Annotated in this window: 19 protein-coding genes; 16 read left to right on the top strand and 3 right to left on the bottom strand. The window is 73.2% G+C overall.

The annotated features are described in order from the left end of the window. Positions 1-77 precede the first annotated feature (77 nt). A complete protein-coding gene (locus BLU82_RS18180; RefSeq protein ID WP_092622537.1) occupies positions 78-1118 on the bottom strand; it encodes a LacI family DNA-binding transcriptional regulator in 1041 nt (346 codons plus the stop codon). 126 nt (positions 1119-1244) lie between these two features. Between BLU82_RS18180 and BLU82_RS18175 the strand changes: the two genes are divergently transcribed. From BLU82_RS18175 to BLU82_RS18150, 6 genes are read left to right on the top strand one after another with little or no spacing between them, the layout of a single operon-like run. Then, positions 1245-2243, top strand: coding sequence for a Gfo/Idh/MocA family oxidoreductase (locus tag BLU82_RS18175; protein WP_092622536.1), 999 nt, complete (start codon positions 1245-1247; stop codon positions 2241-2243). Continuing rightward, positions 2240-3193, top strand: coding sequence for a 5-dehydro-2-deoxygluconokinase (gene iolC, locus BLU82_RS18170; RefSeq protein WP_092622535.1), 954 nt, complete (start codon positions 2240-2242; stop codon positions 3191-3193). Before BLU82_RS18175 ends, iolC begins: the two co-directional genes overlap by 4 nt. Further along, entirely contained in the window at positions 3183-4073 is an 891-nt protein-coding gene (locus tag BLU82_RS18165; protein WP_092622534.1) for an aldolase, read from the top strand. Before iolC ends, BLU82_RS18165 begins: the two co-directional genes overlap by 11 nt. Beyond that, a complete protein-coding gene (gene iolB, locus BLU82_RS18160) occupies positions 4070-4942 on the top strand; it encodes a 5-deoxy-glucuronate isomerase (RefSeq protein ID WP_092622533.1) in 873 nt (290 codons plus the stop codon). The genes BLU82_RS18165 and iolB overlap by 4 nt, the downstream gene beginning before the upstream one ends. Further along, on the top strand, positions 4942-6846 hold the full coding sequence (iolD, locus tag BLU82_RS18155) for a 3D-(3,5/4)-trihydroxycyclohexane-1,2-dione acylhydrolase (decyclizing) (protein ID WP_092622532.1): 1905 nt from the start codon (positions 4942-4944) through the stop codon (positions 6844-6846). Before iolB ends, iolD begins: the two co-directional genes overlap by 1 nt. Then, positions 6843-8339: a CoA-acylating methylmalonate-semialdehyde dehydrogenase gene (locus tag BLU82_RS18150; protein ID WP_092622531.1), complete on the top strand. Its 1497-nt coding sequence runs from the start codon at positions 6843-6845 to the stop codon at positions 8337-8339. Before iolD ends, BLU82_RS18150 begins: the two co-directional genes overlap by 4 nt. 9 nt (positions 8340-8348) lie before the next feature. Here BLU82_RS18150 and BLU82_RS36160 read toward each other — a convergent pair whose 3' ends face one another. Beyond that, the gene (locus BLU82_RS36160) at positions 8349-10625 is read right to left on the bottom strand and encodes an Ig-like domain-containing protein (RefSeq protein WP_092622530.1); all 2277 of its coding nucleotides are present in this window, start codon (positions 10623-10625) and stop codon (positions 8349-8351) included. 123 nt (positions 10626-10748) lie between these two features. Between BLU82_RS36160 and BLU82_RS18140 the strand changes: the two genes are divergently transcribed. From BLU82_RS18140 to BLU82_RS18125, 4 genes are read left to right on the top strand one after another with little or no spacing between them, the layout of a single operon-like run. Continuing rightward, a complete protein-coding gene (locus BLU82_RS18140; protein WP_092622529.1) occupies positions 10749-11531 on the top strand; it encodes a glucosamine-6-phosphate deaminase in 783 nt (260 codons plus the stop codon). A 34-nt stretch (positions 11532-11565) separates the two neighbouring features. After that, positions 11566-12747, top strand: a complete 1182-nt coding sequence (locus tag BLU82_RS18135; RefSeq protein ID WP_092622528.1) for an N-acetylglucosamine-6-phosphate deacetylase — start codon at positions 11566-11568, stop codon at positions 12745-12747. Continuing rightward, the gene (locus BLU82_RS18130) at positions 12744-14252 is read left to right on the top strand and encodes a UxaA family hydrolase (RefSeq protein WP_092622527.1); all 1509 of its coding nucleotides are present in this window, start codon (positions 12744-12746) and stop codon (positions 14250-14252) included. Before BLU82_RS18135 ends, BLU82_RS18130 begins: the two co-directional genes overlap by 4 nt. After that, positions 14228-15682, top strand: coding sequence for a mannitol dehydrogenase family protein (locus tag BLU82_RS18125; protein ID WP_092622526.1), 1455 nt, complete (start codon positions 14228-14230; stop codon positions 15680-15682). Before BLU82_RS18130 ends, BLU82_RS18125 begins: the two co-directional genes overlap by 25 nt. On the opposite strand, the gene BLU82_RS18120 is transcribed toward BLU82_RS18125, so the two are convergent. Continuing rightward, a complete protein-coding gene (locus BLU82_RS18120; protein ID WP_092622525.1) occupies positions 15679-16668 on the bottom strand; it encodes a LacI family DNA-binding transcriptional regulator in 990 nt (329 codons plus the stop codon). The two genes, BLU82_RS18125 and BLU82_RS18120, sit on opposite strands and share 4 nt — an antisense overlap. A 157-nt stretch (positions 16669-16825) precedes the next feature. Here BLU82_RS18120 and BLU82_RS18115 point away from each other — a divergent pair, with 157 nt between their 5' ends. The 6 genes from BLU82_RS18115 to BLU82_RS18090 all read left to right on the top strand — a co-directional run bounded on the left by BLU82_RS18115 (position 16826) and on the right by BLU82_RS18090 (position 24218). Continuing rightward, positions 16826-18046, top strand: coding sequence for a Gfo/Idh/MocA family protein (locus tag BLU82_RS18115; protein WP_092622524.1), 1221 nt, complete (start codon positions 16826-16828; stop codon positions 18044-18046). Next, on the top strand, positions 18043-18774 hold the full coding sequence (locus BLU82_RS18110) for a sugar phosphate isomerase/epimerase (protein ID WP_092622523.1): 732 nt from the start codon (positions 18043-18045) through the stop codon (positions 18772-18774). Before BLU82_RS18115 ends, BLU82_RS18110 begins: the two co-directional genes overlap by 4 nt. After that, complete coding sequence (locus tag BLU82_RS18105) at positions 18771-19865, top strand: Gfo/Idh/MocA family protein (protein ID WP_092622522.1); 1095 nt, start codon at positions 18771-18773, stop codon at positions 19863-19865. The genes BLU82_RS18110 and BLU82_RS18105 overlap by 4 nt, the downstream gene beginning before the upstream one ends. A gap of 210 nt (positions 19866-20075) precedes the next feature. Beyond that, on the top strand, positions 20076-22043 hold the full coding sequence (locus tag BLU82_RS18100) for an ABC transporter substrate-binding protein (protein ID WP_092622521.1): 1968 nt from the start codon (positions 20076-20078) through the stop codon (positions 22041-22043). Between the two features lie 19 nt (positions 22044-22062). Beyond that, positions 22063-23055, top strand: coding sequence for an ABC transporter permease (locus tag BLU82_RS18095; protein WP_092622520.1), 993 nt, complete (start codon positions 22063-22065; stop codon positions 23053-23055). A 5-nt stretch (positions 23056-23060) separates the two neighbouring features. Then, positions 23061-24218, top strand: a complete 1158-nt coding sequence (locus BLU82_RS18090) for an ABC transporter permease (RefSeq protein WP_092622519.1) — start codon at positions 23061-23063, stop codon at positions 24216-24218. Positions 24219-24225 lie beyond the last annotated feature (7 nt).

The raw sequence follows: 24225 nt of genomic DNA, 5'->3' as shown, positions 1-24225 counted from the left end.
GATCAACTTGGCGTGGGGGTGTGGGGTGTGGGGGTGTGGGCGGGAAACCGGCGAACGGCCGGGCGTGGCGCTGCCGGTCAGTCCGCGACGGTGCGGGTGCTCTGCCGGAGGACGACCTCGCCCTTGATGCGCCGGGTCCGCGGCTTGGTGCGGTCGGCCGCGCTCAGCACCAGTTCGAACGCCGACGAGCCGACCTTCTCGAGCGGGAGCCGGACCGTCGTCAGGGCCGGGTTGACGTCGCGCAGGGTGCTGATGTCGTCGAAGCCGGCGAGGCCGAGGTCGCGCGGGACCTCGAGGCCGTGCTCGCGCCCGGCCACCATGGCGCCGACGGCCATGACGTCGTTGACGGCGAAGACGCAGTCGAGCTCGCCGATGCGTCCGAGCAGCGCGCTCATGGCCTGGTAGCCGCCGTCGCGGGTGAACGCGCCGTGGACGACGAACGCGGGGTCGAGGTCGATGCCGGAGCGGCCGAGTCCCTCGCGGAACCCGTGGACGCGGTCGCGCGCCGTCAGCATGGCGTCGGGACCGGCCAGCACGCCGAAGCGGCGGTACCCGAGCCCGACCAGCGACGTGGCGAGGTCGCGGGCGCCGAGGCGGTTCTCGATGACGACGGTGTCGACCGGCAGCTGCTTCTGCGAGATGGCGACGACGTTGCCGCCGTCGTTCTCGAAGATGTCGATCTCGCGGCGCAGCGCCTCGGCGACCGGGCTGTCGTCCATGCGGCTGCCGGCGAGGATGACGGCGCGGCTGCGCTGCCCGCGCAGCGCGACGAGGTAGTCGACCTCGCGCTCGGGCCGGCGCAGCGTGCTGCCGAGCGTGACGAGGACGTGGTGTCCCTCGGCGGCCTCCATGACGCCGGCGGCGATGGAGGAGAAGTAGGGGTCGGCGATGTCGTGCACCACCAGGCCGACGACGTTGGTGCGCCCCCGCGCCATGGCCTGGGCCTGCGCGTTCGCGGCATAGTTGAGGCTGCGGGCGGCGGCGAGCACGCGCTCGCGCAGGTCGTCGCCGACCTTGCGGGTGCTGCCGTTCAACGCGCGCGACGCCGTGGCCAGCGAGACGCCGGCGCGGGCCGCGACGTCCATCAGCGTGACCGAACCGCGCGGTTGCTCGGCCATGACTCTCCCGTCGTCCGAAGGAATGCGCTTCCACGATAGACCTCGCGGCCTGTCGCGGGTCGCAGGACGACACGAGGAGCGTTCGTCAGTATGTTAGTTTGTCTAGACAAAGTGGAGGGAGCTGGCATGCGTGTGGGGTTCGTCGGGGTCGGCCGCATCGGGGCGGCGCACGCGCAGGTGGTGCGCGACCATCCGGCGGTGACGGCGGTGCGGGTGGCCGACGCCGACCCGGTCCGGGCCGGCAAGGTCGCCGCCGAGCTGGGCGTCGAGGCCGTCGCCACGCCGGCCGAGGCGTTCACGGACGTCGACGCGGTCGTCATCGCGGCCGCCACGTCGGCGCACGCCGAGCTGATGATCGCCGCCGCCGACGCCGGGCTGCCGGTGTTCTGCGAGAAGCCGGTCGCCCCCGACGTCGCCGGGACGCGCGCCGTCCTGGCCGCGGTCGAGGCCGCGGGGGTCGCGACGCAGATCGGGTTCCAGCGCCGGTTCGACGCCGGCTACGCCGCCGCCCGGGACGCGGTGCGGACGGGAGCGCTCGGCGAGGTCCGCCGGCTGCACCTCGTCACCGCCGACGCCGAGCCGCCGCACCCGTCGTACGTCCCCACCTCCGGCGGCATCTACCGCGACTGCCACATCCACGACTTCGACATCCTGCGCTGGGTCACCGGCCGCGAGGTCACGACGGTGTACGCCACCGGCGCGAATCGCGGCGCCGAGGTCTTCGCCGCCAGCGGCGACGTCGACGAGTCGGCGGCCGTGCTGACGCTGGACGACGGCACGCTGGCGACGCTGCAGGGCTCGCGCTACAACGGCGCCGGCTACGACGTGCGCATGGAGGTCGCGGGGACCGCCGGCACCCACGTCGTCGGGCTCGACGAGCACGCCGCGCTGACCTCCGCCGAGCCCGGCGTCACGTTCCCCGGCGGCACGCCGTTCCGTGAGTTCTGGTCGCGGTTCCGGCCCGCCTATGAGGCCGAGATCGCCGCCTTCGTCGACGTCGCGCGGGGCGAGCGGGAGAGCCCGTGCACCGTCGCCGACGCGCTGGAGAGCTTCTACGTCGCCGAGGCCGCCACCCTCTCGCGCCGGCAGAACCGGGTCGTGACGATCGAGGAGGTCAGGGCATGAGCGACGATGTCCTGACCATCGGCCGCGTCGGGGTCGACATCTACCCCAATCAGGCCGGGGTGGGCCTGGAGGACGTCACGACGTTCACCAAGTACCTCGGCGGCTCGGCCACCAACGTCGCCGTCGCCGCCGCGCGGCACGGCCGCCGCTCCGCCGTCATCACCCGCACCGGCGCCGACCCACTCGGCCGCTTCGTCCACCGGGCGCTGACGGGGTACGGCGTCGACGACCGCTTCGTGACGGCCGTCGACGACCTCGCGACGCCCGTGACGCTGTGCGAGATCTTCCCGCCGGACGACTTCCCGATCTACTTCTACGGCCGCACGCCGACCGCGCCGGACCTGCAGATCCACACCGACGATCTGGACCTCGACGCCGTCCGCGACGCCGGCATCTTCTGGGCGACGGTCACCGGGCTGTGCCAGGAGCCGAGCCGGTCGGCGACGCTGGCCGCGCTGGAGGCGCGCGGCCGCAACGGCATCACCGTCCTCGACCTCGACTGGCGGCCGATGTTCTGGGAGTCGCGCGAGGCCGCCCGGCCGATCGTCCAGGAGGCGCTCCGGCACGTCACGCACGCCGTCGGCAACGTCGACGAGGCCGAGACGGCCGTCGGCATCCGCGACCCGCACGCGGCGGCGAAGGCGCTGCGCGAGGAGCACGGCGTCGCCGCCGCCGTCGTCAAGCAGGGCCCGAAGGGCGTGCTCGCCGTCGACGACACCGGCGAGCACGAGGTCGCGCCGATCCTCGTCGACGTGCTCAACGGCCTCGGCGCCGGCGACGCGTTCGGCGGCGCGCTGTGCCATCAGCTGCTCGACGGGCGCACCCTCGGCGAGGCCGTGCGGTTCGCCAACGCGGCCGGCGCGATCGTCGCGACCCGCCTGGCCTGCTCCGACGCCATGCCGACGACGGCCGAGGTAGCCGCGTTCCTGGAGGCAGCCGATGTCCGCTGACCACGTGCGCACCATCGTCGAGACGCGCATCCACCGGCCCGAGGCGATCGCCGCGGCCGCCGCCGCCCGCAAGCGCCCGGCGTCGCTGCTCGGCCCGACCGGCAAGCTCATGGTCATCGCCGCCGACCACCCGGCCCGCGGCGCGCTGCGGGCCGGGCCCGACCCGCTGGCGATGGCCGACCGCGGCGAGCTGCTGGACCGCCTGGTCGTCGCGCTGAGCCGGCCCGGCGTCAACGGCGTGCTGGCGACCGCCGACGTGCTCGAGGACCTGCTGCTGCTCGGCGCCCTGGACGACAAGGTCGTGGTCGGCTCGATGAACCGCGGCGGCCTGGCCGGCACGGTCTTCGAGATCGACGACCGCTTCACCGGCTACGACGCCGGCGGCATCGACGCCATGGGCTTCGAGATGGGCAAGATGCTGCTGCGCATCGACCCCGCCGACCCGGCGACGGCGCCGACGCTGCAGGCCTGCGGGCACGCCGTCGACGATCTCGCCGAGCGCCGGAGGATCGCGCTGATCGAGCCGTTCATCTCCTACCGCGACGACGACGGCCGGCTGCGCAACGACCTGTCGACCGAGGCGGTCATCCGGTCGGTGACGGTCGCGGCCGGGCTGGGCAACACGTCCGCCTACACCTGGCTGAAGCTGCCCGTCGTCGACGACGACCCGGCCGGCATGGAGCGGGTGCTGGCGGCGTCGACGCTGCCGGCGGTACTGCTCGGAGGCGAGGTCCCGGACGACCCCGACGCCGCGTTCCGGCAGTGGGAGAAGGTGCTGCGGCTGCCGACGGCGCTGGGCCTGGTGGTCGGGCGGACGCTGCTGTACCCGCCGGACGGCGACGTCGCGGCGGCGGTCGACACGGCGGTGAGCCTGCTATGAGCTGGTACCACCCGGCCGGGACCGCCGCGCGCGGCCCGTACGCCGTCGAGCTGACCCCGTCGACCGTCGAGGGCTGGCGGTGGACGTCGCTGCGGGTGCTCGAGTTGGGCCCCGGGAAGTCGCACACGTTCGAGACCGGCGCCGAGGAGCTGTTCGTGCTGCCGCTGAACGGCGGTGGCACGGTGGACGTCGACGGCGAGCGGTTCGAGCTGGCCGGCCGACCCGACGTGTTCAGCGGCCCGTCCGACACCGTCTACGTGCCGCGCGACTCGTCCGTCACCGTCACCGCAGCCGGTCATGACGCTGACGGCGCCCGGTTCGCGCTGCCGGCCGCGCCCTGCACGAACCGGCTGGCCGCCCGCTACCTGCCCGCGAGCGACGTCGCCGTGGAGATCCGCGGCGCCGGCAGCTCCACCCGCCAGGTGCACAACTTCGGCTCGGCCGGCACGTTCGACGCGGACCGGCTGATCGCCGTCGAGGTCGTCACGCCGGCCGGCAACTGGTCGTCGTACCCGCCGCACAAGCACGACGAGGACCTCCCCGGCGTCGAGTCGGAGCTGGAGGAGATCTACTACTTCGAGGTCAGCGACCCGGCCGGGTTCGGCTTCCACCGCGTCTACGGCACCGACGACCGGCCGATCGACGTGCTGGCCGAGGTGCGCACCGGCGACGTCGTGCTGGTGCCGCACGGCTGGCACGGCCCGTCCGTCGCCGCGCCCGGGTACCACCTGTACTACCTGAACGTCATGGCCGGTCCGGGCGCCACCCGCGAGTGGCTGATCAGCGACGACCCGGCGCACGCCTGGGTCCGCGACGAGTGGGCGGCGCAGGCGCCCGACCCACGGCTGCCCATGGGGAAGGAGCGATGATGAGGCTGACGGTCGCGCAGGCCACCGTCCGGTTCCTGGCCGCGCAGTTCACCGAGCGCGACGGCGTCGAGCACCGGCTGATCGAGGGCTGCTTCGGCATCTTCGGGCACGGCAACGTGGCCGGCTTGGGCCAGGCACTGCTGGAGGCCGAGCTGGCCGACCCCGACGCGCTGCCGTACCACCAGGCCCGCAACGAGCAGGGCATGGTGCACGCGGCGGTCGGCTACGCCCGCATGCGCAACCGGCTGTCGACGCTGGCCTGCACGTCGTCGATCGGGCCGGGCGCGACGAACATGGTCACCGGCGCCGCCCTGGCGACGATCAACCGGCTGCCGGTGCTGCTGCTGCCCGGCGACGTGTTCGCGACGCGGGTCGCCGACCCCGTCCTGCAGCAGCTCGAGCAGCCGCACGGGCCGGACGTCACCGTCAACGACACGTTCCGGCCGGTGTCGCGGTACTTCGACCGCGTCTGGCGGCCCGAGCAGCTGCCGGCCGCGCTGCTCGGCGCGATGCGGGTGCTCACCGACCCGGCCGAGACCGGCGCCGTCACGGTGGCGATGCCGCAGGACGTGCAGGCCGAGGCGTACGACTGGCCGGCCGAGCTGTTCGCGAAACGCGTGTGGCACGTGCCGCGAGCCGTCCCCGAGCCGGCCGCGCTGGCCCGCGCGGTGGCGCTGCTGCGCACCGCCCGGCGGCCGCTGATCGTCGCCGGCGGCGGGGTCGTCTACAGCGAGGCGACGGACGCGCTGCGGGCGTTCGCCGAGGCCACCGGCATCCCCGTGGCCGAGACGCAGGCCGGCAAGGGCAGCCTGCCGTACGACCACCCGCTCGCGCTCGGCGCCGTCGGCGCGACGGGGACGCCCGGCGCGAACCGGTTCGCCCGCGAGGCGGACGTCGTCATCGGCATCGGCACCCGCTACAGCGACTTCACGACGGCGTCGCGGACGGCGTTCCAGGACCCCGGCGTGCGGTTCGTCAACGTCAACGTCACCGGGTTCGACGGCGTCAAGCACGCCGGGCTGCCGCTGGTGGCCGACGCCCGGGCCGCGCTCGAGGCGCTGACCTCCGAGCTGGCCGGCTGGTCGGCGCCGGACGCCCACCGCGAGGCCGCGGCCGCCGCGAACCGCGAGTGGGACGCCGTCGTCACCGCCGCCTACGGCGCGGGCCGCCAGCCGCTGCCCGCGCAGACCGAGGTCATCGGCGCCGTCAACGAAGTCAGCGGGCCGCGCGACGTCGTCGTCAACGCGGCCGGGTCGATGCCCGGCGAGCTGCACAAGCTGTGGCGCACGCGCGACCCGAAGGGCTACCACGTCGAGTACGGCTACTCGACCATGGGCTACGAGATCGCCGCCGGCGTCGGCGTCCGCATGGCCGCACCCGACCGCGACGTGTTCGTCATGGTCGGCGACGGTTCCTACCTGATGATGGCGCAGGAGCTGGTGACCGCCGTCCAGGAGCGCGTCAAGGTCGTCGTCGTGCTGGTGCAGAACCACGGGTTCGCGTCCATCGGCTCGCTGTCCGAGTCGCTCGGGTCGCAGCGGTTCGGCACGGCCTACCGCTACCGCGGCGACCGGTCCGGCCGGCTCGACGGCGACGTGCTCCCGGTCGACCTCGCCGCCAACGCCGCCAGCCTGGGCGTCACCGTCGTCCGGGTGGCGACGGTGGACGAGCTGCGCGCGGCGCTGCGCGACGCGAAGGCGGCGCCGGCCGACGGCGGCCCGATCCTCATCCACGTCGAGACCGACCCGCTGGCCGGCGCGCCGGACAGCGACTCCTGGTGGGACGTCCCCGTCAGCGAGACGGCGGCGCTCGACACCACCCGCGCGGCACGCGCGGAGTACGAGCAGCACAAGAAGGCGCAGCGGCCGCTGCTGGGGCGGCAGACGGAGGAGAACCACGCATGAGGACCATCGAGCACTGGATCGACGGCGCCACGACGCGGGCCGGGTCGACCCGCACGGCGCCGGTGTGGAACCCGGCCACCGGGCAGCAGCAGGCCGAGGTGCTGCTCGCCGAGCCGTCCGACGTCGACCTCGCCGTCTCCGCCGCCGCCAAGGCGTTCGAGAGCTGGTCGCAGACGTCGCTCACCAAGCGCACCAAGGTGCTGTTCGCGTTCCGCGAGCTGGTCACCCGGCACGCGCGGGAGCTGGCCGAGATCATCGCCGACGAGCACGGCAAGGTCGTCTCCGACGCGCTCGGCGAGGTGCAGCGCGGCATCGAGGTCATCGAGTTCGCCTGCGGCATCCCGCACCTGCTCAAGGGCGACTACTCCGACCAGGTGTCCACCGGCGTCGACGTGTACGGGTTCCGCGAGCCGCTGGGCGTCGTCGCCGGCATCACCCCGTTCAACTTCCCGGTCATGGTGCCGATGTGGATGCACCCGGTCGCCATCGCCTGCGGCAACGCGTTCGTGCTCAAGCCGAGCGAGCGGGACCCGTCGGCGTCGCAGCTGGTGGCCCGGCTGTGGGCCGAGGCGGGGCTGCCGGACGGCGTCTTCAGCGTCGTCAACGGCGACAAGTCCGCCGTCGACGCGCTGCTGGACCACCCCGACGTCGCCGCCGTCTCGTTCGTCGGCTCCACCCCCATCGCCAAGTACATCCACCAGCGGGCCAGCGCCAACGGCAAGCGCGTGCAGGCCCTCGGCGGCGCCAAGAACCACGCCGTCGTGCTGCCCGACGCCGACCTCGACTTCGCCTCGGACCACCTGATCGCGGCGGCCATGGGGTCGGCGGGGGAACGGTGCATGGCCATCTCGGCGGCGGTCGCGGTGGGCAGCGGCGCGGACCGGCTGGTCGAGGCGGTGGCGGCCAAGGCGTCCGCCGTCCGGGTCGGGCCCGGCCGCGACGAGGCCAGCGAGATGGGCCCCGTCGTCACCGCCGCCGCGCGCGACCGGATCACCGGCTACATCGACGGCGGCGAGCGGCAGGGCGCCGAGGTCACCGTCGACGGGCGCGGGCTGGTCGTGCCCGGCCACGAGGACGGCTTCTTCGTCGGGCCCACCGTCCTCGACCGCGTCACCCCGTCGATGGACGTCTACCGAGACGAGATCTTCGGCCCGGTCCTGTCGGTCGTCCGCGCCGACGACGTCGACGAGGCGATCGCGCTGATCAACGCGAACCCCTACGGCAACGGCACCGCCATCTTCACCGGTTCCGGCGAGGCGGCGCGGCGGTTCCAGCGCGGCGTCAAGGTCGGCATGATCGGGATCAACGTGCCGATCCCGGTGCCCATGGCCTACTACTCGTTCGGCGGCTGGAAGGACTCGCTGTTCGGCCAGTCGCACGTCCACGGCCCCGAGGGGATCGCCTTCTACACCCGCGCCAAGGTCGTGACGTCGCGCTGGCCGCGAGTCGATCACTCGATCGCGGCCAGCTACTCCTTCCCGACGACGAGCTGACGGCGCTGGTCAGCGCACGGTGACCGCGCCGAACGTGGCCGTGGTGTAGCGGGCGTTGGCCGTGTTCTCCTGGTGGCCGTCGACGGCGAGACCGAGGAAGGCCGACGGCGGCAGGGCGACGTCCGCGGCGCCGACCTCGTGCCACGTCACGCCGTCGGGCGAGACGGCGCCGGTGACGGTGGCGCCGCGGCGGGTGAGGCGGACCCAGTAGGGGGTGTCGATCGGCACCTCCTCGGGGACGGCCGGGTACTGGGTGACGACGGCCTCGGCGCCGTGCGCGGAGCGGACCGAGAACCGCGACACCTTGCCGCTGCCCAGGTAGGTCAGCTCCATCATCGCGAACGGCGCCGACGGCGCGAGGTCGGCGCGGACCATCACCGCGGCGGCCACCTCCGGGTACACCTTGCTGATGGCGTCGATCCGGGCGACGATCTCGCAGTCGCCGTCACGGCGCTGGAACGCGAACCGGAAGCTGTCCGCCGTCCCGCCGATCGCGCCCGACCCCTTCACCGTCACCGCGTCGCCGGACACCGAGGTGGCGCCGCGCACCGGCACCGAGCCGACGTCGGCGCCGACCCAGGGCGCGGTGCGGGTGATCCGGTTGACGTGCACCGGAGTGGAGGTGGTCGAGGTGGCGTTGCCGTCGGTGTCGACGGCGCGGGCGGTGACGAAGTAGCTGCCGTCGGCGACGCCGGTCCACTCGACGCGGTAGGGGGCGCTGGTGGCGGTGCCGATCAGCTCGTCGCCGGCGTAGAACTCGACCCGGTCGATGGCGGCGCCGTGGCCGGTCGCGGTCGCGTTCAGCACCACCCGCCCGGTCGTGCGTGCGGCCGCCACCAGCGCGTTCGTTCCCGGCTGCAGCAGCGTGACGGACGGGTTCGACGACGCGGGGCCACCGATCGAGTTCAGGTAGCGCTCGAGGTTCGTGTACCCGTCGGCGCCGACGGTGTTGCGGTCGGCCGGGTCGTTCGGGTTCAGCCCGTTTGCCGTCTCCCACGCGTCCGGGATGCCGTCGTGATCGCTGTCGGCCGGAGCCGGGACGGAGGCCAGCGACGGCCAGCCGCCCACCTCGGTCTGCGAGTTGATCAGCCGGCCCGTGCGCCGCCGCACGTCCTCGACCAGCCGGGCGTCGACGGAGTCGCGGCGCGGCAGGATGGCGCCGGCCTCGTTGAGCACCCGATCGAACGCGACGGTCGCCGCCTCGGCCGGCAGCGGCTGCGGGAACGGCACCGGCGTGGTGCGCAGCGTGATCGGCACGTCGCCGTCGATGCCGAGCGTGTTGTCGGCGGTCACCTCGGGCGAGCCGTCCATGTGGTTGTCCGCGACGTACCAGGTCCCCGGCCCGCCGAGCGTGCTCACCGTCGGCTCGACGATGCGGTCGCGCACCTCGGCCAGCGTGTCCGGCCCGGGCCGGTAGTAGTTGCCGATCAGGTTGATGCCGGCGGAGTCCTCGCCGCCGTACGCGGAGTTGAAGCCCCAGTTGTAGATGACGTTGTTCTGGTGGTCGACGGTCAGCGCGTAGTCCGGTCCGGTGGCGTTGACCGGCGCGAACCGCGGGTTGCGGCTGGAGTTGTGGATGATCAGGTTGTGGTGGAACGACACGTTCTCGCCGCCCCAGATGCCGCCGTAGCCGTGCCTGCCCTCCGGGTTCACCGACATCGTCAGGCTCTCGCCGACGATGCACCATTGCACCGACACCCGGGTGTTCTCGTACGGCGACAGCGCCTCGTCCGTGCTCCAGGTCAGCGAGCAGTGGTCCAGCACGACGTCGGCGGTGCGGCGGAACCACATCGCGTCCTCGGTGATGCCGGCGATGTCGCCCATGCGGCAGCGCAGGTACCGGACGACGACGTTCTGCCCGGCGATGCGGGTGGGGTAGCCGGCGATGCAGATGCCGTCGCCGGGCGCGGTCTGGCCGGCGACGGTGAGGTTCGAGCCGCTGATGTCCAGGCGCGAGCTGAGGTAGATGGTGCCGGAGACGCGGAAGACGACGGTGCGGTTGCTGCCCTTCACCCCTTCGCGCAGCGACCCCGGCCCGGAGTCGTCGAGGTTGGTCACCTCGTAGACGTCGCCGCCGCGGCCGCCCGTGGTGTACATGCCGCAGCCCAGCGCGCCGGGGAACGCGGGGACCAGGGCGTCGGCGGTGCCGCGGCGGACGGCGGCGAACGCGGGCGATCCGGCGACGAAGGCGCCGACGCCGGCGAGCGCGCCGGCCGCGGTGAAGGCGCGGCGGGTGAGGGTGTGGTTCTCCGTGCGGTCGGGGCGGGCATCCGGAAGGGAGCTCATCGATCCTCCAAGACCTGGGAGCGAGGTGGGTGCGGACGATACTGCAAGCGGTTGTGCATTTGTGTCAATACTTGCAGTAGGGTTGCAGCGACGTCGTCCAGCGATGCCCACAGGAGGGTCTCTGTGTCCGAACCGATCACCCAGTTCCAGGCCGGCGAGCTCGCGGTCGAGGTGCACTCCGGCACCGCCGAGATGGGCCAGGCGGCAGCGGAGCGCGCGGCCGCCGTCATCCGCGACGCCGTCGCCCGGACCGGCCGGGCCCGCGCCGTCTTCGCCACCGGCAACTCGCAGTTCGCGTTCGTCCAGGCGCTGCGGTCGCAGGACGTCCCGTGGGACCGCGTGACCGCGTTCCACCTGGACGAATACGTCGGCATCGACGCCGACCACCCGGCTAGCTTCCGGCGCTGGATCCGCGAGCGCATCGAGGAGCCGTTCCAGCCCGAGCGGGTGCACTACATCGACGGCGACGCGCCCGATGCCGAGGCCGAGTGCCGGCGCTACGAGGACCTGCTGCGCGAGGGCCCGCTGGATCTCATCTGCATGGGCATCGGCGAGAACGGCCACATCGCGTTCAACGAGCCGAACGAGGCCGACTTCGCCGACCAGCGGCTGGCCCGGGTCATCACGCTGACGCCGGAGTCGCGCGCGCAGCAGGTCGGGGAGGGTCACTTCCCGGACGACGCCGCCGTGCCGGCCACCGCGATCTCGCTCACCGTGCCGGCGCTGCTGTCCGGCACGCAGGTGCTGGTCTGCACGCCTGACCAGCGCAAGGCGGCGGCGGTCGCGGCCGCGCTGCGCGACGAGATCAGCCCGGCCTGCCCCGCCACCATCCTGCGGACCGCAGGGCACGCGACACTGTTCCTCGACCCCGAGTCGGCCGGTCAGCTGGAGGTCCCGGTCGGCTGAGCCCGATCCAAACGGTTGCTGAAAGGTGGCAGCGATGCTGGCGCTGACGCACGCCACGGTGGTGAGTGACGGCCGGGTCGAGCCGGACCGGACGGTGCTGGCCGACGGCGGCCGCATCGTCGCCGTCGGCGCCGGGCCCGTGCCGCCGGACGCCCGGATCGTCGACGTCGGCGGCCGCATCGTCACGCCGGGGCTGATCGACCTGCACGTGCACGGCGCCGCCGGCCACGCCTTCGACGACGCCGGCGAGGCCGGGGTGACGGCGGTGCTGCGGCACCTCGCGGCGGCCGGCGTCACCAGCGTCCAGCTGAGCCTGGTGTCGGCGCCGGTCGACGTGCTGGCGGCGCGCGTCGCGGCGCTGTCCGGCCTCGTCGCCGGAACGCCCGCCGACGCCGCCCGGGTGCTCGGCGTCCACCTGGAGGGCCCGTTCCTCGCGGCCGCCCAGTGCGGCGCGCACGACCCCGCCGTCCTGGCCCCGCCGAATTCACGCGACGTCGACGTGCTGCTGGAGCACGCGGCGACGCTGCGGATGATCACGCTCGCGCCGGAGCTGCCCGGCGCCGTCGACGCCACCCGCCGGCTGGCCGCCGCGGGCGTCGTCGTCGCGGCCGGGCACAGCGACGCGACGGCGCGGCAGCTCGCCGAGGCGGCCGGCGCCGGGCTGACGCACGTCACCCATCTGTGGAGCGGGCAGTCCACCACCCGCCGCGAGGGGCCCTGGCGGGTCCCCGGCCTGCTCGAGGGCGCGCTGGCCGCGGCCGACCTCACCGCGGAGGTCATCGCCGACGGCCGGCACCTCCCGCCCGAGCTGCTGGAGATCGCCCGGCGCTGCGCCGGCGACCGCCTCGTCGTGGTCTCCGACGGCACCCCGGGCACCGGCATGCCCGCCGGGTACCGCTACCGGCTGGCCACCGTCGAGTGCGTCGTCGGCGACGGCGTCGGCATGGTGGCCGGCGCCGAGGCGTTCGGCGGCAGCACCAGCACGCTCCCGGACATGCTCGCCCACCTGCACGACGACCTCGGCTGGCCGCTCGCCGAGGTGGTCGCCGCCGCCACCAGCCGGCCCGCCGCCGTCGCCGGGCTGTCCGCGCGCCGCGGCGCCGTCGCCGCCGGCATGGACGCCGACCTGGCGATCTTCGACCCCGGCTTCCGGCCCTGGGCCACCGTGCTGCGTGGCCGCTGGCTGCCGGCATCACCATCTGGAGGACCCCTGTGACACCCGAACCCACCCGGCTGGTGCGGCTGCGCGCCGACGACTCCGTGGCGGTGACGCTCGACCCGCTGCCCGCCGGCACGCCGGTGCCCGGTACCGGGCTGGTCAGCCGCCAGCTCGTCCCGGCCGGCCACAAGGTCGCCCTGAGCGCCGTCGGTGCCGGCGCCCCGGTGCTCAAGTACGGCCAGGTCATCGGGCACGCGACGACGCCGATCGAGCCCGGCGACCACGTGCACCTGCACAACCTCGGCTACCACGACACCGTCGACCAGGACGTCGCGATCGGCGGCGGCGTCGTGCCCGAGCCGGTGCCGGCCGCGACCTTCCAGGGCATCGTCCGCGCCGACGGCCGGGTCGCCACCCGCAACTACGTCGGCATCATCACGTCGGTGAACTGCTCGGCCACCGTCGCCAAGCTGATCGCCGACCAGGTGCGGATGTCCGGACGGCTCGCGGCGCACCCGAGCGTTGACGGCATCGTCGCGATCACGCACGGCAGCGGCTGCGGCCTGGCCTCCGACGGCGAGGGCCTGGACCTGCTCAAGCGGACGCTGTCCGGCTACGCCGACCACCCGAACTTCGGCGCGCTGATCGTGCTCGGGCTGGGCTGCGAGGTCAACCAGATCGCCGAGCTGGACCTCCCCGAGCACACCCCCGTCGTCGGCATGACCATCCAGGAGGCCGGCGGCACCGCCGCCGCCGTCCGGGCCGGGGTCCAGGCCGTCGCCGACGTGCTGGACCGGCTGGACGTCCAGCGGCAGCCGGTGCCGGTGTCTGAGCTGGTGCTGGGGCTGAAGTGCGGCGGCTCCGACGGCTACTCCGGCATCACCGCGAACCCGGCGCTGGGCGTCGCCGCCGACCTGCTGATCGCGCAGGGCGGCACCGCGGTGCTGTGCGAGACGCCGGAGATCTACGGCGCCGAGCACTTGCTGGCCGCCCGGGCGGAGTCGCGCGAGGTGGCCGACGCGCTGCTGGAGCGCATCGCCTGGTGGCGCGAGTACACCGCCAAGCACGGCGGCAGCCTCGACAACAACCCGTCGCCGGGCAACAAGGAGGGCGGCATCACCACGATCTTGGAGAAGTCGCTCGGCGCGGTCGCGAAGTCCGGCTCGACGCCGCTGCGCGCGGTGCGCCGGTTCGCCGAGCGCGTCGACAGCCGCGGCCTGGTGTTCATGGACACCCCCGGCTACGACCCGGTCTCCGTCACCGGCATGGTGGCCGGCGGCGCGAACATCGTCTGCTTCACCACCGGACGCGGCTCGGTGTACGGCTGCAAGCCGGTGCCCAGCCTCAAGCTGGCCACCAACACCGCCGTCTACCAGCGCATGACCGAGGACATGGACCTCAACTGCGGCGCCGTGGCCGACGGCGAGATGGGCCTGGACGAGCTGGGCCGGCAGATCTTCGACGCCGTCGTCGCCACCGCGTCCGGACGGCAGACCGCCAGCGAGGCGCTCGGCTTCGGCGACGAGGAGTTCGCACCGTGGCAGCTCGGCGCGGTGATGTGACGGTGCCGCGGCTGTCCCGGACGACGCCCGCGCCGCGGCCCGGCGTCGTCCACCTCGGCGTCGGCGCGTTCCACCGCGCGCACCAGGCCGTCTACACCGACCGCGCGATAACCGCGACCGGCGACCCGCGCTGGGGCATCGTCGAGGTGGCGCCGCGCTCGGCGGACGTCGTCGCGGCGCTGCGCCGGCAGGACGGGCTGTTCACGGTGCTGGACCGCTCCGGTGACCGGGTGACGGCGCACGTCGTCGGGTCCGTCGCCGAGGCGTGGCACGCGCCGACGGACTGGGCCGCGGTCGCCGCCCGGTTCGCCGACCCCGCGGTCGGCGTCGTCACGCTGACGATCACCGAGAAGGGCTACCTCGCCGACCCCGTCACCGGCGCGCTGCTCGACGACGACGCCGTGCGCGCCGACGTCGCGGCGGTCGCGGCGGGGGAGCGGCCGCGGACCGGACTCGGGCTGCTGGCCGCCGGGCTGCACGGGCGCATGGCGGCCGGCGCGGGCCCGGTGACGGTGCTGTCGTGCGACAACCTGGTCGGCAACGGCCGGCGGCTGGGTGCGCTGGTGGGAGAGTTCGTGGCCCGGCTGCCGGCGCCGCTGGCGCGCGACCTCGCCGGATGGATCGCGGCGTCGGCCCGGTTCCCGTCCGCCATGGTCGACCGCATCGTCCCGGCCACCACGCCGGCCGACCGGGCCGACGCGCTCCGGCTGACCGGCGCCGCCGACGACGCGGTGGTCGCGGCCGAGCCGTTCAGCCAGTGGGTGATCGAGGACGACTTCGCCGGCGAGCGGCCCCCGTGGGAGCTGGCCGGCGCGGAGCTGGTCGCCGACGTCGGACCGCACGAGACGGCCAAGCTGCGGGTGCTGAACGCCGCGCACTCGATGATCGCCTACCTCGGCGCGCTGGCCGGGCACGAGACCATCGCCGCCGCCGTCGCCGACCCCGCGATCCGCGGCGCGGTCGAGGCGCTGCACCGCGACGTGCTGGCCACCATCGACGCGCCGCCCGGCTGGGACCTGCCCGCCTACGCGGCGTCGGTGCTGCGGCGCTTCGCCAACCCGGCGCTCGGGCATCGCTGCGACCAGGTGGCGGCGGACGGATCGCAGAAGCTGCCGGTCCGGGTGCTGCCGACGCTCCTCGCCGCCCGCGCCGCCGGTCGTCCGTCGGCCGCCGCGACGCTGGTGGTGGCGGCCTGGCTGCGTTTCGTCCTGGCCGGCCGCTCCGACGACGGCCGCCCACTCACCGTCACCGACCCGGCCCGCGACGCCCTGCGCGCCGTCCTCCCGTCGGACGTCGCGCGGGTGCTGCGCATTGCCGCCGTCGTCCCGGACGACCTGGCCACCGACGACGCCTGGGTGGCCGACGTCGCCCGGTGCCTGGACGACCTGGCCCGCCACGGCGCCGCCGCGACGGCGGGGGAGCTGAGTTAGCGCTCGCGGACGGGGCTGGTGGAGCTGCGCACGATCAGCCGGGTCTCCAGCTGGACGACGGACGGCTCGGCGTCGCCCGCGGTGTCGGCGAGGTCGAGGACGATGTCGACGGCGCGGGCGCCGGCCTCGGAGCCGGGCACGTGGATGGAGGTGAGCGTCGGGTAGGCCATGCCGGACATCGGGCTGTCGTCGATGCCGATGACGCTGATGTCGGGGCCGACTCGCACGCCGCGCTCGTTCAGCCGCGCCATCAGGCCGAGCGCGATCATGTCGTCGTAGGCGATGACGGCGGTGACGTCGGAAGCGTGCACGAGGTCGGCGGCACGCACGCCGGCCTGGATCTGCGGCTCGAACGGGCCGAACTCGACGAGGTCGACGCCGTGCGCCGCGCACGCCTCGCGCACGGCGTTCTGCCGCTGGGTGTTCGACCACGAGCGGCGCGGGCCGTTGAGGTAGCCGACCCGGCGGTGCCCGAGCGCGGTGAGGTGCTCGACCGCCTCGCGCATGCCCTCGGTGTCCTCGATGATGACGCTCGCCGCGCCCTTGACCTCGCGGTTCACGAACACGATGGGACGCAGCTCGGCCAGCTGGTCGAGGCGGTCGTCGGGGGTGCGCGGCGACACGACGACCAGGCCGTCGACCCGCTTGCGCATGACCCGGGCGCGCTGGATCTCGTCGGACGGGTGCTCGTCGACGTCGGCGATCAGCACCGTCTTGCCCTTGGCGCTGGCCCGCGCTTGCACGGCCTTGATGATGGGCGGGAAGAACGGGTTCGCGATGTCGGGCACGATCAGCCCGATGAGGTCGTTGCGCCCGGACGTGAGCGAGCGCGCCACCTGGTTCGGCACGTAGCCCATGTCCTGGGCGATCTTGCGCACGCGGTCGCGGGTGCGCGGGTTCACCTTGTCGGGGTCGGACAGCGCGCGCGAGACCGTGGAGGCGGACAGGCCGGTGGCCCGCGCGATGTCGGCGAGCGTGACGCTCATCGGTGTCTCCTCCTGCGTGGTCGCGGGGGTGCATCGTGCTGCAAACACGCCGAGCGTAGCGCACCCGAGCGATTTTGCGACACGTTCACACTGCATGTCGCCATGATCGTCAATGGTTCCTTGCGGCAACCGTTTGCGTCACGTAGCGTCCCTGGGCATGGCTGCTCCGTCAACCACTTCGAACCGTCCCGCCCTCGGCCCGGACGCCCCGCTGCGGCTCGGCGTCGTGGGCAACGGCAACCGCGGGATCATCGCGAAGACCGCCGCCGACCTGGACCCGTCGGCGCAGGTCGTCGCCGCGTGCGACCCCTTGCCGCGGGCCCGTGACCGCGCCGCCGAGCGGTTCGGGCCCGGCGTCGCGGCCACCGCGACCGTCGACGAGCTGATCGACGTCGGCGTCGACGCCGCGTTCGTCACCTCGCCGGACCACCTGCACGCCGAGCACGCGTGCGCCCTGCTCGAGGCCGGGGTCGCGGTGTTCGTCGACAAGCCGCTGGCGATCACCGTCGAGCAGGCCGACCAGATCCTCGCCACCGCACGACGCACCGGCAGCCGCCTGTACGTGGGCCACAACATGCGGCACATGCCGGTCATCATGCTGCTGCGCGAGCTGATCGCCGGCGGCCGGATCGGCGAGGTCAAGGCGATCTGGTGCCGCTACTTCGTCGGCGACGGCGGCGACCGGTTCTTCAAGGACTGGCACGCCGAGCGGTCCAAGGTGAACTCGCTGCTGCTGCAGAAGGGCGCGCACGACATCGACGTCATCCACTGGCTGGCCGGCGGGCACACCAGCCGGGTCAGCGCGATGGGCGGGCTGACGGTGTACGGCCAGGTCGCCGACCGGCAGGACCGGACCGGCCAGGTCGTGACCGAGTGGCTGGACCGCGAGCGCAACTGGCCGCCGCTGGCGCAGACCGGGCTGAACCCGGTGATCGACGTCGAGGACCTCTCGATGATGACGATGGCGCTGGACAACGGCGTGTACGCCACCTACTCCGAGTGCCACTACACGCCGGACTACTGGCGCAACTACACCGTCATCGGCACCGAGGGCCGGCTGGAGAACTTCGGCCTCGGCCCGGGCGGCGTCGTGCGGCTGTGGAACCGGCGCACCGAGTTCGCGCCCGACGGCGACGAGACGTTCCCGATCCCCGATGCGCCCGGCGGGCACCACGGCGCCGACCCGGCGCTGCTGCGCGAGTTCCTCCGGTTCGTCCGGGAGGGCGGAACGACGCAGACCTCGCCGGTCGACGCGCGGGCCGCGGTGGCCGCGGCGGCGACGGCCACGACGTCGCTGCGCTCGGGCGGCGGCGCGCTGGACGTGCCGCCGCTGGACGCCGAGGTGCGGGCCTGGTTCGACGCCGGGCAGCCGGCATGAGCGCGCAGGTGGGCGCGCAGCTGTACTCGCTGCGCGACGCCGGTGACCGGGCCGGCGCCTTCGCCGCGCTGGCCGCGGCCGGCATCGACGCCGTCGAGCCGTACGACCTGAGCGACGTGCCCGGCCTGCGCGCCGACGCCGAGCGGCACGGCCTCGCGATCCCGAGCGTCCACGCCCGCGACACCGACCCCGCCACGCTGGACCGGGTGGCCGCGCTGGGCGCGCACACGCTGGTGATCCCGCGCTCGGAGCCGGAGGACTGGGCCGACGCCGACGGCATCCGCCGCGTCGGCGCCCGGCTGGCCGCGTGGCGGCGGCAGGCCGCGCGGGCCGGGCTCGCGCTGGCCTATCACAACCACTACTGGGAGCTGGCGCTGCTGCCCGACGGCAGGCACGGTCTGGACGTGCTGGCCGACGCCACGCCACCGGAGGTCGGCTTCCAGGTCGACCTCTACTGGGCGCACGTCGGCGGCGCGGACGTCGCGGCGCTGCTGGAGCGGCTCGGTGACCGCGTCCGCTCCGTGCACGTCAAGGACGGCCCGGGCGACGTCGCCGCCGACCAGGTGGAGCTGGGCCGCGGCACCCTGCCGGTGGCCGCCGTCCTTGCCGCGGCGCCGCCCGGAGCCGCGCGGATCCTCGAGATCGACCGCTGTGCCGGGCCGGTGCTGGACCTGCTGGCCCGCAACCGGGCGGCCCTCGCCCGGCTCGACGAGGCGGTGGCGGCGTGAGCGCGCGCGTCGGCATCGGCGTCGTCGGCTGCGGCACGATCAGCCGGACCTACCTGGAGAACCTGCCGCGCGTTCCCGGCTTCGACGTCGTGGCCTGCGGCGACCTGGACGTCGAGCGGGCCCGGGCGGCGGCGGACGCGGCCGGTGTGCCGCACGCGGGCGGCCCGGAGGACGTCATCGGCCGCCCGGACGTCGACATCGTCGTCAACCTCACCGTCCCCGCCGCGCACGCCGAGGTCGGCGTCGCCGCGCTCCGGGCCGGGCACCACGTCTACGGCGAGAAGCCGCTGGCACGGTCGCGGGCCGAGGCGGACCTGCTGCTCGACGCGGCGCGGCAGGCCGGGCGGCGGGTCGGCAGCGCGCCTGACACCTTCCTCGGCGCAGGGGTGCAGACCGCGCTGCGGCTGGTGCGCTCCGGCGCGATCGGCCGGCCGGTGTCGGCCATCGCCTGCTTCCAGGACCCCGGGCCGGACCGCTGGCATCCGGCGCCGGAGTTCCTGTTCGCTGCCGGCGCCGGCGCGCTGCTGGACATGGGCCCGTACTACCTGACGGCGCTGACGGTGCTGCTCGGGCCGGTGCGGCGGGTCGCCGCGATGGAGCGCGACGGTCCGGCCGAACGCGTCGTCGTCAGCGGGCCGCGGGCCGGCACGCGGTTCGCCGCCGAGGTGCCGACGCACACCACGGCCGTGCTGGAGCTGGCCTCCGGCGCCGTCGCGACCACCGTCTTCAGCTTCGACTCGCCGCGCAAGCGGCACGGATTCCTGGAGATCGGCGGCACCGAGGCCACGTTGCGGCTGCCAGACCCCAACCGCTTCGACGGCCCGCTGCGGCTCTGCCCGGCCGGGACCGACGACTGGCGGGAGGTGCCCACCGAAGGGGCCCGCCTGGGCCGCGGACTGGGCGTCGCGGAGCTGGCCGAGGCCATCGCGGCGGACCGCCCGCACCGGGCGAACGCCGAGGTCGCGGCGCATGTGCTGGACGTCGCGGCGGCCGTGGCGGAGTCCGGGGCGCAGCGCCGGTTCGTCGACGTCACCTCCGACTTCGAGACGCAGCAGCCGCTCGATCCGGCCTGGGCGCCCGGGGAAGGGTGAGATGGCCCCGAACCGGCCGCTGTTGCAATGAAACAGCAACCTGTTGCTATTGCGGCAACCGCTTGCGGTCGGTAGGTTCTCCCCAACGCTTCCGCGACCGGCGTTCCTGATCTGGGTGAACGCCTGACTCGCCGCGGCGCCGCGTACGGCGTCAACGCCCTGGTGGGCGACGGACCTGCTGAATGAGCACCGGACAGTGAGGAGTTGCCGATGTCGGCAGAACAGATCGTGGTCTCGCGCAGGATGTTGCTGAAGGCCGGTGGCGGCTTTGCGGCCGCCTTCGCGGTCTTCGGCACGGCCGCGTGTTCGGGCGGTGACGAGTCGCCCAACCCGTTCGGCTCCGCCGGCGGCGACCCGGACGTGCTGGAGTCGCCGATGCTGACCGAGCGGGTCGACGCCGGCGAGCTGCCCGCGCTGGCCGAGCGGTTGCCGTCCACCCCGATGGTGGTGGAGCCGTGGGACAGCGTCGGGCGCTTCGGCGGCAACCTGCGCCGCGCGCAGACCACGCCGACGCACGACGGCGCGCTGCAGGCCTTCGCCAGCGCCGGCCTGATCGAGTGGAACAAGGCCGCCGACGGCTCGCAGCCCAGCCTGGCGGAGAGCTTCGAGAAGTCGCCGGACAACCGCACCTACACGTTCGTGCTGCGCGAGGGCCTCAAGTGGTCCGACGGCGCGCCGTTCACGTCCGCGGACCTCAAGTTCACCGTCGACCACGTGCTCAACCACGACGTGCTGTTCCCGTCGCCGGCGTTCTGGTTCTCCGACGCCGGCCAGACCCGGCCGACCATCGAGACGCCGGACGAGCTGACCGTGATCATCAACTTCACCCAGCCGTTCGCGCTGTTCGAGAAGTTCCTGTGTCACCCCGGCGTGAGCTTCCAGTTCCTCAAGCCCAAGCACTACATGGAGCAGTTCCACGCCGACCTCGCCGACCCCGCCACCGTCACCGCCGCGGCCAGCGCGGCCGGGTTCGACACCTGGGACCAGTACTTCTTCGACCGGGACAACTGGTGGACGAACGTCGAGCGGCCGGTCCTGGGCGCGTTCCTGGTCACCAGCCCGGCCAACGCGCAGAGCGGCACCGCGGCGCTGGAGCGCAACCCGTACTACTACAAGACCGACCCCGACGGCCGGCAGCTGCCCTACATCGACACCATGCAGATCCAGGTGCTCGACCAGGACGCGCTGGACCTGCGCGCGGCCAACGGCGACCTCGACTTCCAGGGCTTCTACCTCGGCTACAACTCCACCCAGGTGTACCTGCAGAACGCCGAGCAGAAGGCGTTCGAGGTGTTGCGCTGGCAGCCGTCGGCCGGCCTGATGGCGATCTGCCCGAACCTCTCGCACGCCGACCCCGTGCTGCGCGAGCTGTTCGGCGACGTCCGGTTCCGGGCCGCGCTCTCGCACGCCGTCAACCGCGAGGAGATGAACGACACCCTGCTCGGCGGGCTGGGCGTCATCCGGCACCCGATCGCCACCGAGTCCTCCGACTACTACGTCGAGGGCAGCGGTGAGCGGTTCATCGAGTACGACGTCGACGAGGCGAACCGGCTGCTCGACGAGATCGGGCTGACCCAGCGCAACGGCGACGGCACCAGGTTGCGCGCCGACGGCGCCCCGCTGGAGTTCGTCATCACCTACCTCGACTTCGACGCCGGGCTGGCCCCGACCGACGTGTTCGAGATGGTGCGCAAGAACTGGGCCGAGATCGGCATCAAGGTCGTCAGCCGGCCGGTCGACCAGACCCTGTACACCGAGATCCGGATGGCCAACGACTTCGACTTCGACGGCGTCGCACACCCGTCCGACGACTTCGACCTCGAGCCGGTCTGGTTCGTCCCGACCGCCGACAACAGCCACACCGCGCCGGCCTACGGCAAGTGGTACTCGACGTCGGGGGCCGAGGGCATGCAGCCGAGCCCGGAGTTCCAGCAGCTGATGGACACCTGGGACGCCATGCGCACCGCCGACTCCGACGACGCCCGGATCGAGGCCGGCCGGGCGATCATGCAGCAACACGACGAGAACGTCTACGCGATCGGGCTGGTCGGGCTGCCGTTCCAGCCGGTCATCGCGAAGACCGCGCTGAAGAACGTCCGCGACGACGAGCCGAAGCTGTCCTTCTACTACGGCCGTGAGGGGATCTCCAAGCCGGAGCAGCTCTACTTCGCCGAGTGACGAAAGGACTCTCGCCCTGATGTGGCGCTTCATAGCGATGCGGGTCCTGCATGTGATCCCGACTCTGATCGCGATCTCGATGATCGCGTTCTTCATCATCCAGTTGCCGCCCGGCGACTTCCTCAGCACCCAGGTGGCCCGGCTCGAGGCCGCCGGTCAGAGCGTCGACCAGGCGCAGATGGACGCGCTGCGGGATCGCTACGGCATCGGTGACCCGTTCTGGGTGCAGTACATCAAGTGGATCGGCAACATCGTGCTGCACGGCGACTTCGGGTTGTCGTTCCAGTTCCAGCAGCCGGTGTCGACGCTGATCGCGGACCGGCTGCCGCTCACCCTGGCGCTGGGCATCGCCACGCTGATGTTCACCTGGGCGATCGCCCTGCCTGCCGGCATCTACTCGGCGATCAAGCAGCACACCTGGGGCGACTACACGATCTCCGGCATCGGGTTCGTGGCGCTGGCGGTGCCGCAGTTCCTGGCGGCGCTGGTGCTGGCGTACCTCGGGTTCGCGCTGTTCGACCAGAGCGTCGGCGGGATGTTCTCACCGGAGTACGTCAACGCGCCGTGGGGCGTCGGGAAGTTCGTCGACCTGCTCGGCCACCTGTGGATCCCGGTGGTGGTGATCGGCCTCGCCGGCACCGCCGGGATCATCCGGGTGACCCGGGCGAACATGCTGGACGAACTGAACAAGCCGTACGTCATCACGGCGCGGGCGAAGGGGCTGTCCGAGGGCAGGCTCGTGACGAAGTACCCGGTGCGCATCGCGATGAACCCGTTCATCTCCACCGCCGGCTGGCACCTGCCGTCGCTGTTCGACGGCGAGATCATCGTGGCGCAGGTGCTGGCGCTGGGCACCATCGGGCCGCTGCTGCTGGAGGCGCTGAAGTCGCAGGACATGTACCTCGCCGGCGGCATCATCCTCATCATCGCGGTGTTGACGGTCATCGGCACGCTGATCTCCGACCTGCTGCTGGCCGCCATCGACCCGCGCGTGCGATTCGGGAAGGCGTGAGGCCGATGAGCACCGACCAACTGCCCAGCCAGGACGTCGAGACGCCCGGCGACCCGGCCACGGAGACCGGCCGCGACGCCGCCGACGTCAGCGTCGCGTCGCAGCGCCAGCTGATCTGGTGGCGGTTCCGCCGGCACAAGCTGGCCATGGCCGGCCTGTACGTGATGATCGCGATGTACGTCGTGGCGATCTTCGCCGGGTTCTTCGCGCCGTTCTCGAAGGACACCACCAGCGCCGACCACGCCTACCAGCCGCCGCAGCTGCCCAGCTTCTCCTTCTCCGAGGGGTTCTACGTTCACCCGACCACCGGATCGACCGACCCGGAGACGCTGGCCCGGGTGTTCGAGGAGGACACCAGCCGGGTGGTCAACCTCGGCTTCTTCGTCCGCGGCGACGAGTACTCGCTGCTCGGCGTCATCGACACGAACATCCACCTGTTCGGGCCGACCGAGCCGGGGGAGCGGTTCTACCTGCTCGGCGCCGACCGCACCGGCGGCGACCTGCTGTCGAAGATCATCTACGGGGCGCAGATCTCGCTCTCGCTCGGCCTCGCCGGGGTGGCGATCTCCCTGGTGCTGGGGTTGGTGCTGGGCGGCATCTCGGGCTACTTCGGCGGCTGGATCGATTCGGTGATCCAGCGCATCATCGAGCTGATCATGTCGATACCGACGCTGCCGCTGTGGCTCGGCCTCGCCGCCGCCATCCCGCCGCAGTGGGGCCCCACCCGCACCTACTTCATGATCACCATCATCCTGTCGCTGCTCGGCTGGACCAGTCTGGCCCGCGTGATCCGGGGCCGGCTGCTGCAGACCCGCACCGAGGACTACGTGCTGGCCGCGAAGCTCGACGGCGTGCGCACGCGGCGGATCATCTCGCGGCACATGCTGCCGTCGTTCCTCTCGCACATCATCGCGACGGTCAGCCTCGCGGTGCCGGCGATGATCCTCGCCGAGACGTCGCTGTCGTTCCTCGGCCTCGGGCTGCGGGCGCCGGCGGTCTCGTGGGGCGTGCTGCTGCAGGACGCGCAGAGCGTGCAGGTGGTGGCGACGGCGCCGTGGCTGCTGCTGCCCGGTCTGGCGGTCGTGGTGGCGGTGGTGGCGTTCAACTTCGTCGGCGACGGGTTGCGAGACTCCGCCGACCCGTACGGAAGGAGGACGACATGAGGTGGCG

Source organism: Jiangella sp. DSM 45060 (genome assembly GCF_900105175.1).
GTDB lineage: Bacteria > Actinomycetota > Actinomycetes > Jiangellales > Jiangellaceae > Jiangella.
Note: the sequence above shows the minus strand (reverse complement) of the source record. Positions and strands in the feature narration are given on the sequence as shown.

Excerpts from the sequence above, each read along its gene's own strand:
- iolD (WP_092622532.1), top strand. The coding sequence starts at position 4,942 with ATGAGGCTGACGGTCGCGCAGGCCACCGTCCGGTTCCTGGCCGCGCAG.
- BLU82_RS18090 (WP_092622519.1), top strand. The coding sequence starts at position 23,061 with ATGAGCACCGACCAACTGCCCAGCCAGGACGTCGAGACGCCCGGCGAC.
- BLU82_RS18095 (WP_092622520.1), top strand. The coding sequence starts at position 22,063 with ATGTGGCGCTTCATAGCGATGCGGGTCCTGCATGTGATCCCGACTCTG.
- BLU82_RS18115 (WP_092622524.1), top strand. The coding sequence starts at position 16,826 with ATGGCTGCTCCGTCAACCACTTCGAACCGTCCCGCCCTCGGCCCGGAC.
- BLU82_RS18165 (WP_092622534.1), top strand. The coding sequence starts at position 3,183 with ATGTCCGCTGACCACGTGCGCACCATCGTCGAGACGCGCATCCACCGG.
- BLU82_RS18180 (WP_092622537.1), bottom strand. The coding sequence starts at position 1,118 with ATGGCCGAGCAACCGCGCGGTTCGGTCACGCTGATGGACGTCGCGGCC.
- iolB (WP_092622533.1), top strand. The coding sequence starts at position 4,070 with ATGAGCTGGTACCACCCGGCCGGGACCGCCGCGCGCGGCCCGTACGCC.
- BLU82_RS36160 (WP_092622530.1), bottom strand. The coding sequence starts at position 10,625 with ATGAGCTCCCTTCCGGATGCCCGCCCCGACCGCACGGAGAACCACACC.
- BLU82_RS18120 (WP_092622525.1), bottom strand. The coding sequence starts at position 16,668 with ATGAGCGTCACGCTCGCCGACATCGCGCGGGCCACCGGCCTGTCCGCC.
- BLU82_RS18150 (WP_092622531.1), top strand. The coding sequence starts at position 6,843 with ATGAGGACCATCGAGCACTGGATCGACGGCGCCACGACGCGGGCCGGG.
- BLU82_RS18100 (WP_092622521.1), top strand. The coding sequence starts at position 20,076 with ATGTCGGCAGAACAGATCGTGGTCTCGCGCAGGATGTTGCTGAAGGCC.
- BLU82_RS18135 (WP_092622528.1), top strand. The coding sequence starts at position 11,566 with ATGCTGGCGCTGACGCACGCCACGGTGGTGAGTGACGGCCGGGTCGAG.
- BLU82_RS18175 (WP_092622536.1), top strand. The coding sequence starts at position 1,245 with ATGCGTGTGGGGTTCGTCGGGGTCGGCCGCATCGGGGCGGCGCACGCG.
- BLU82_RS18110 (WP_092622523.1), top strand. The coding sequence starts at position 18,043 with ATGAGCGCGCAGGTGGGCGCGCAGCTGTACTCGCTGCGCGACGCCGGT.
- iolC (WP_092622535.1), top strand. The coding sequence starts at position 2,240 with ATGAGCGACGATGTCCTGACCATCGGCCGCGTCGGGGTCGACATCTAC.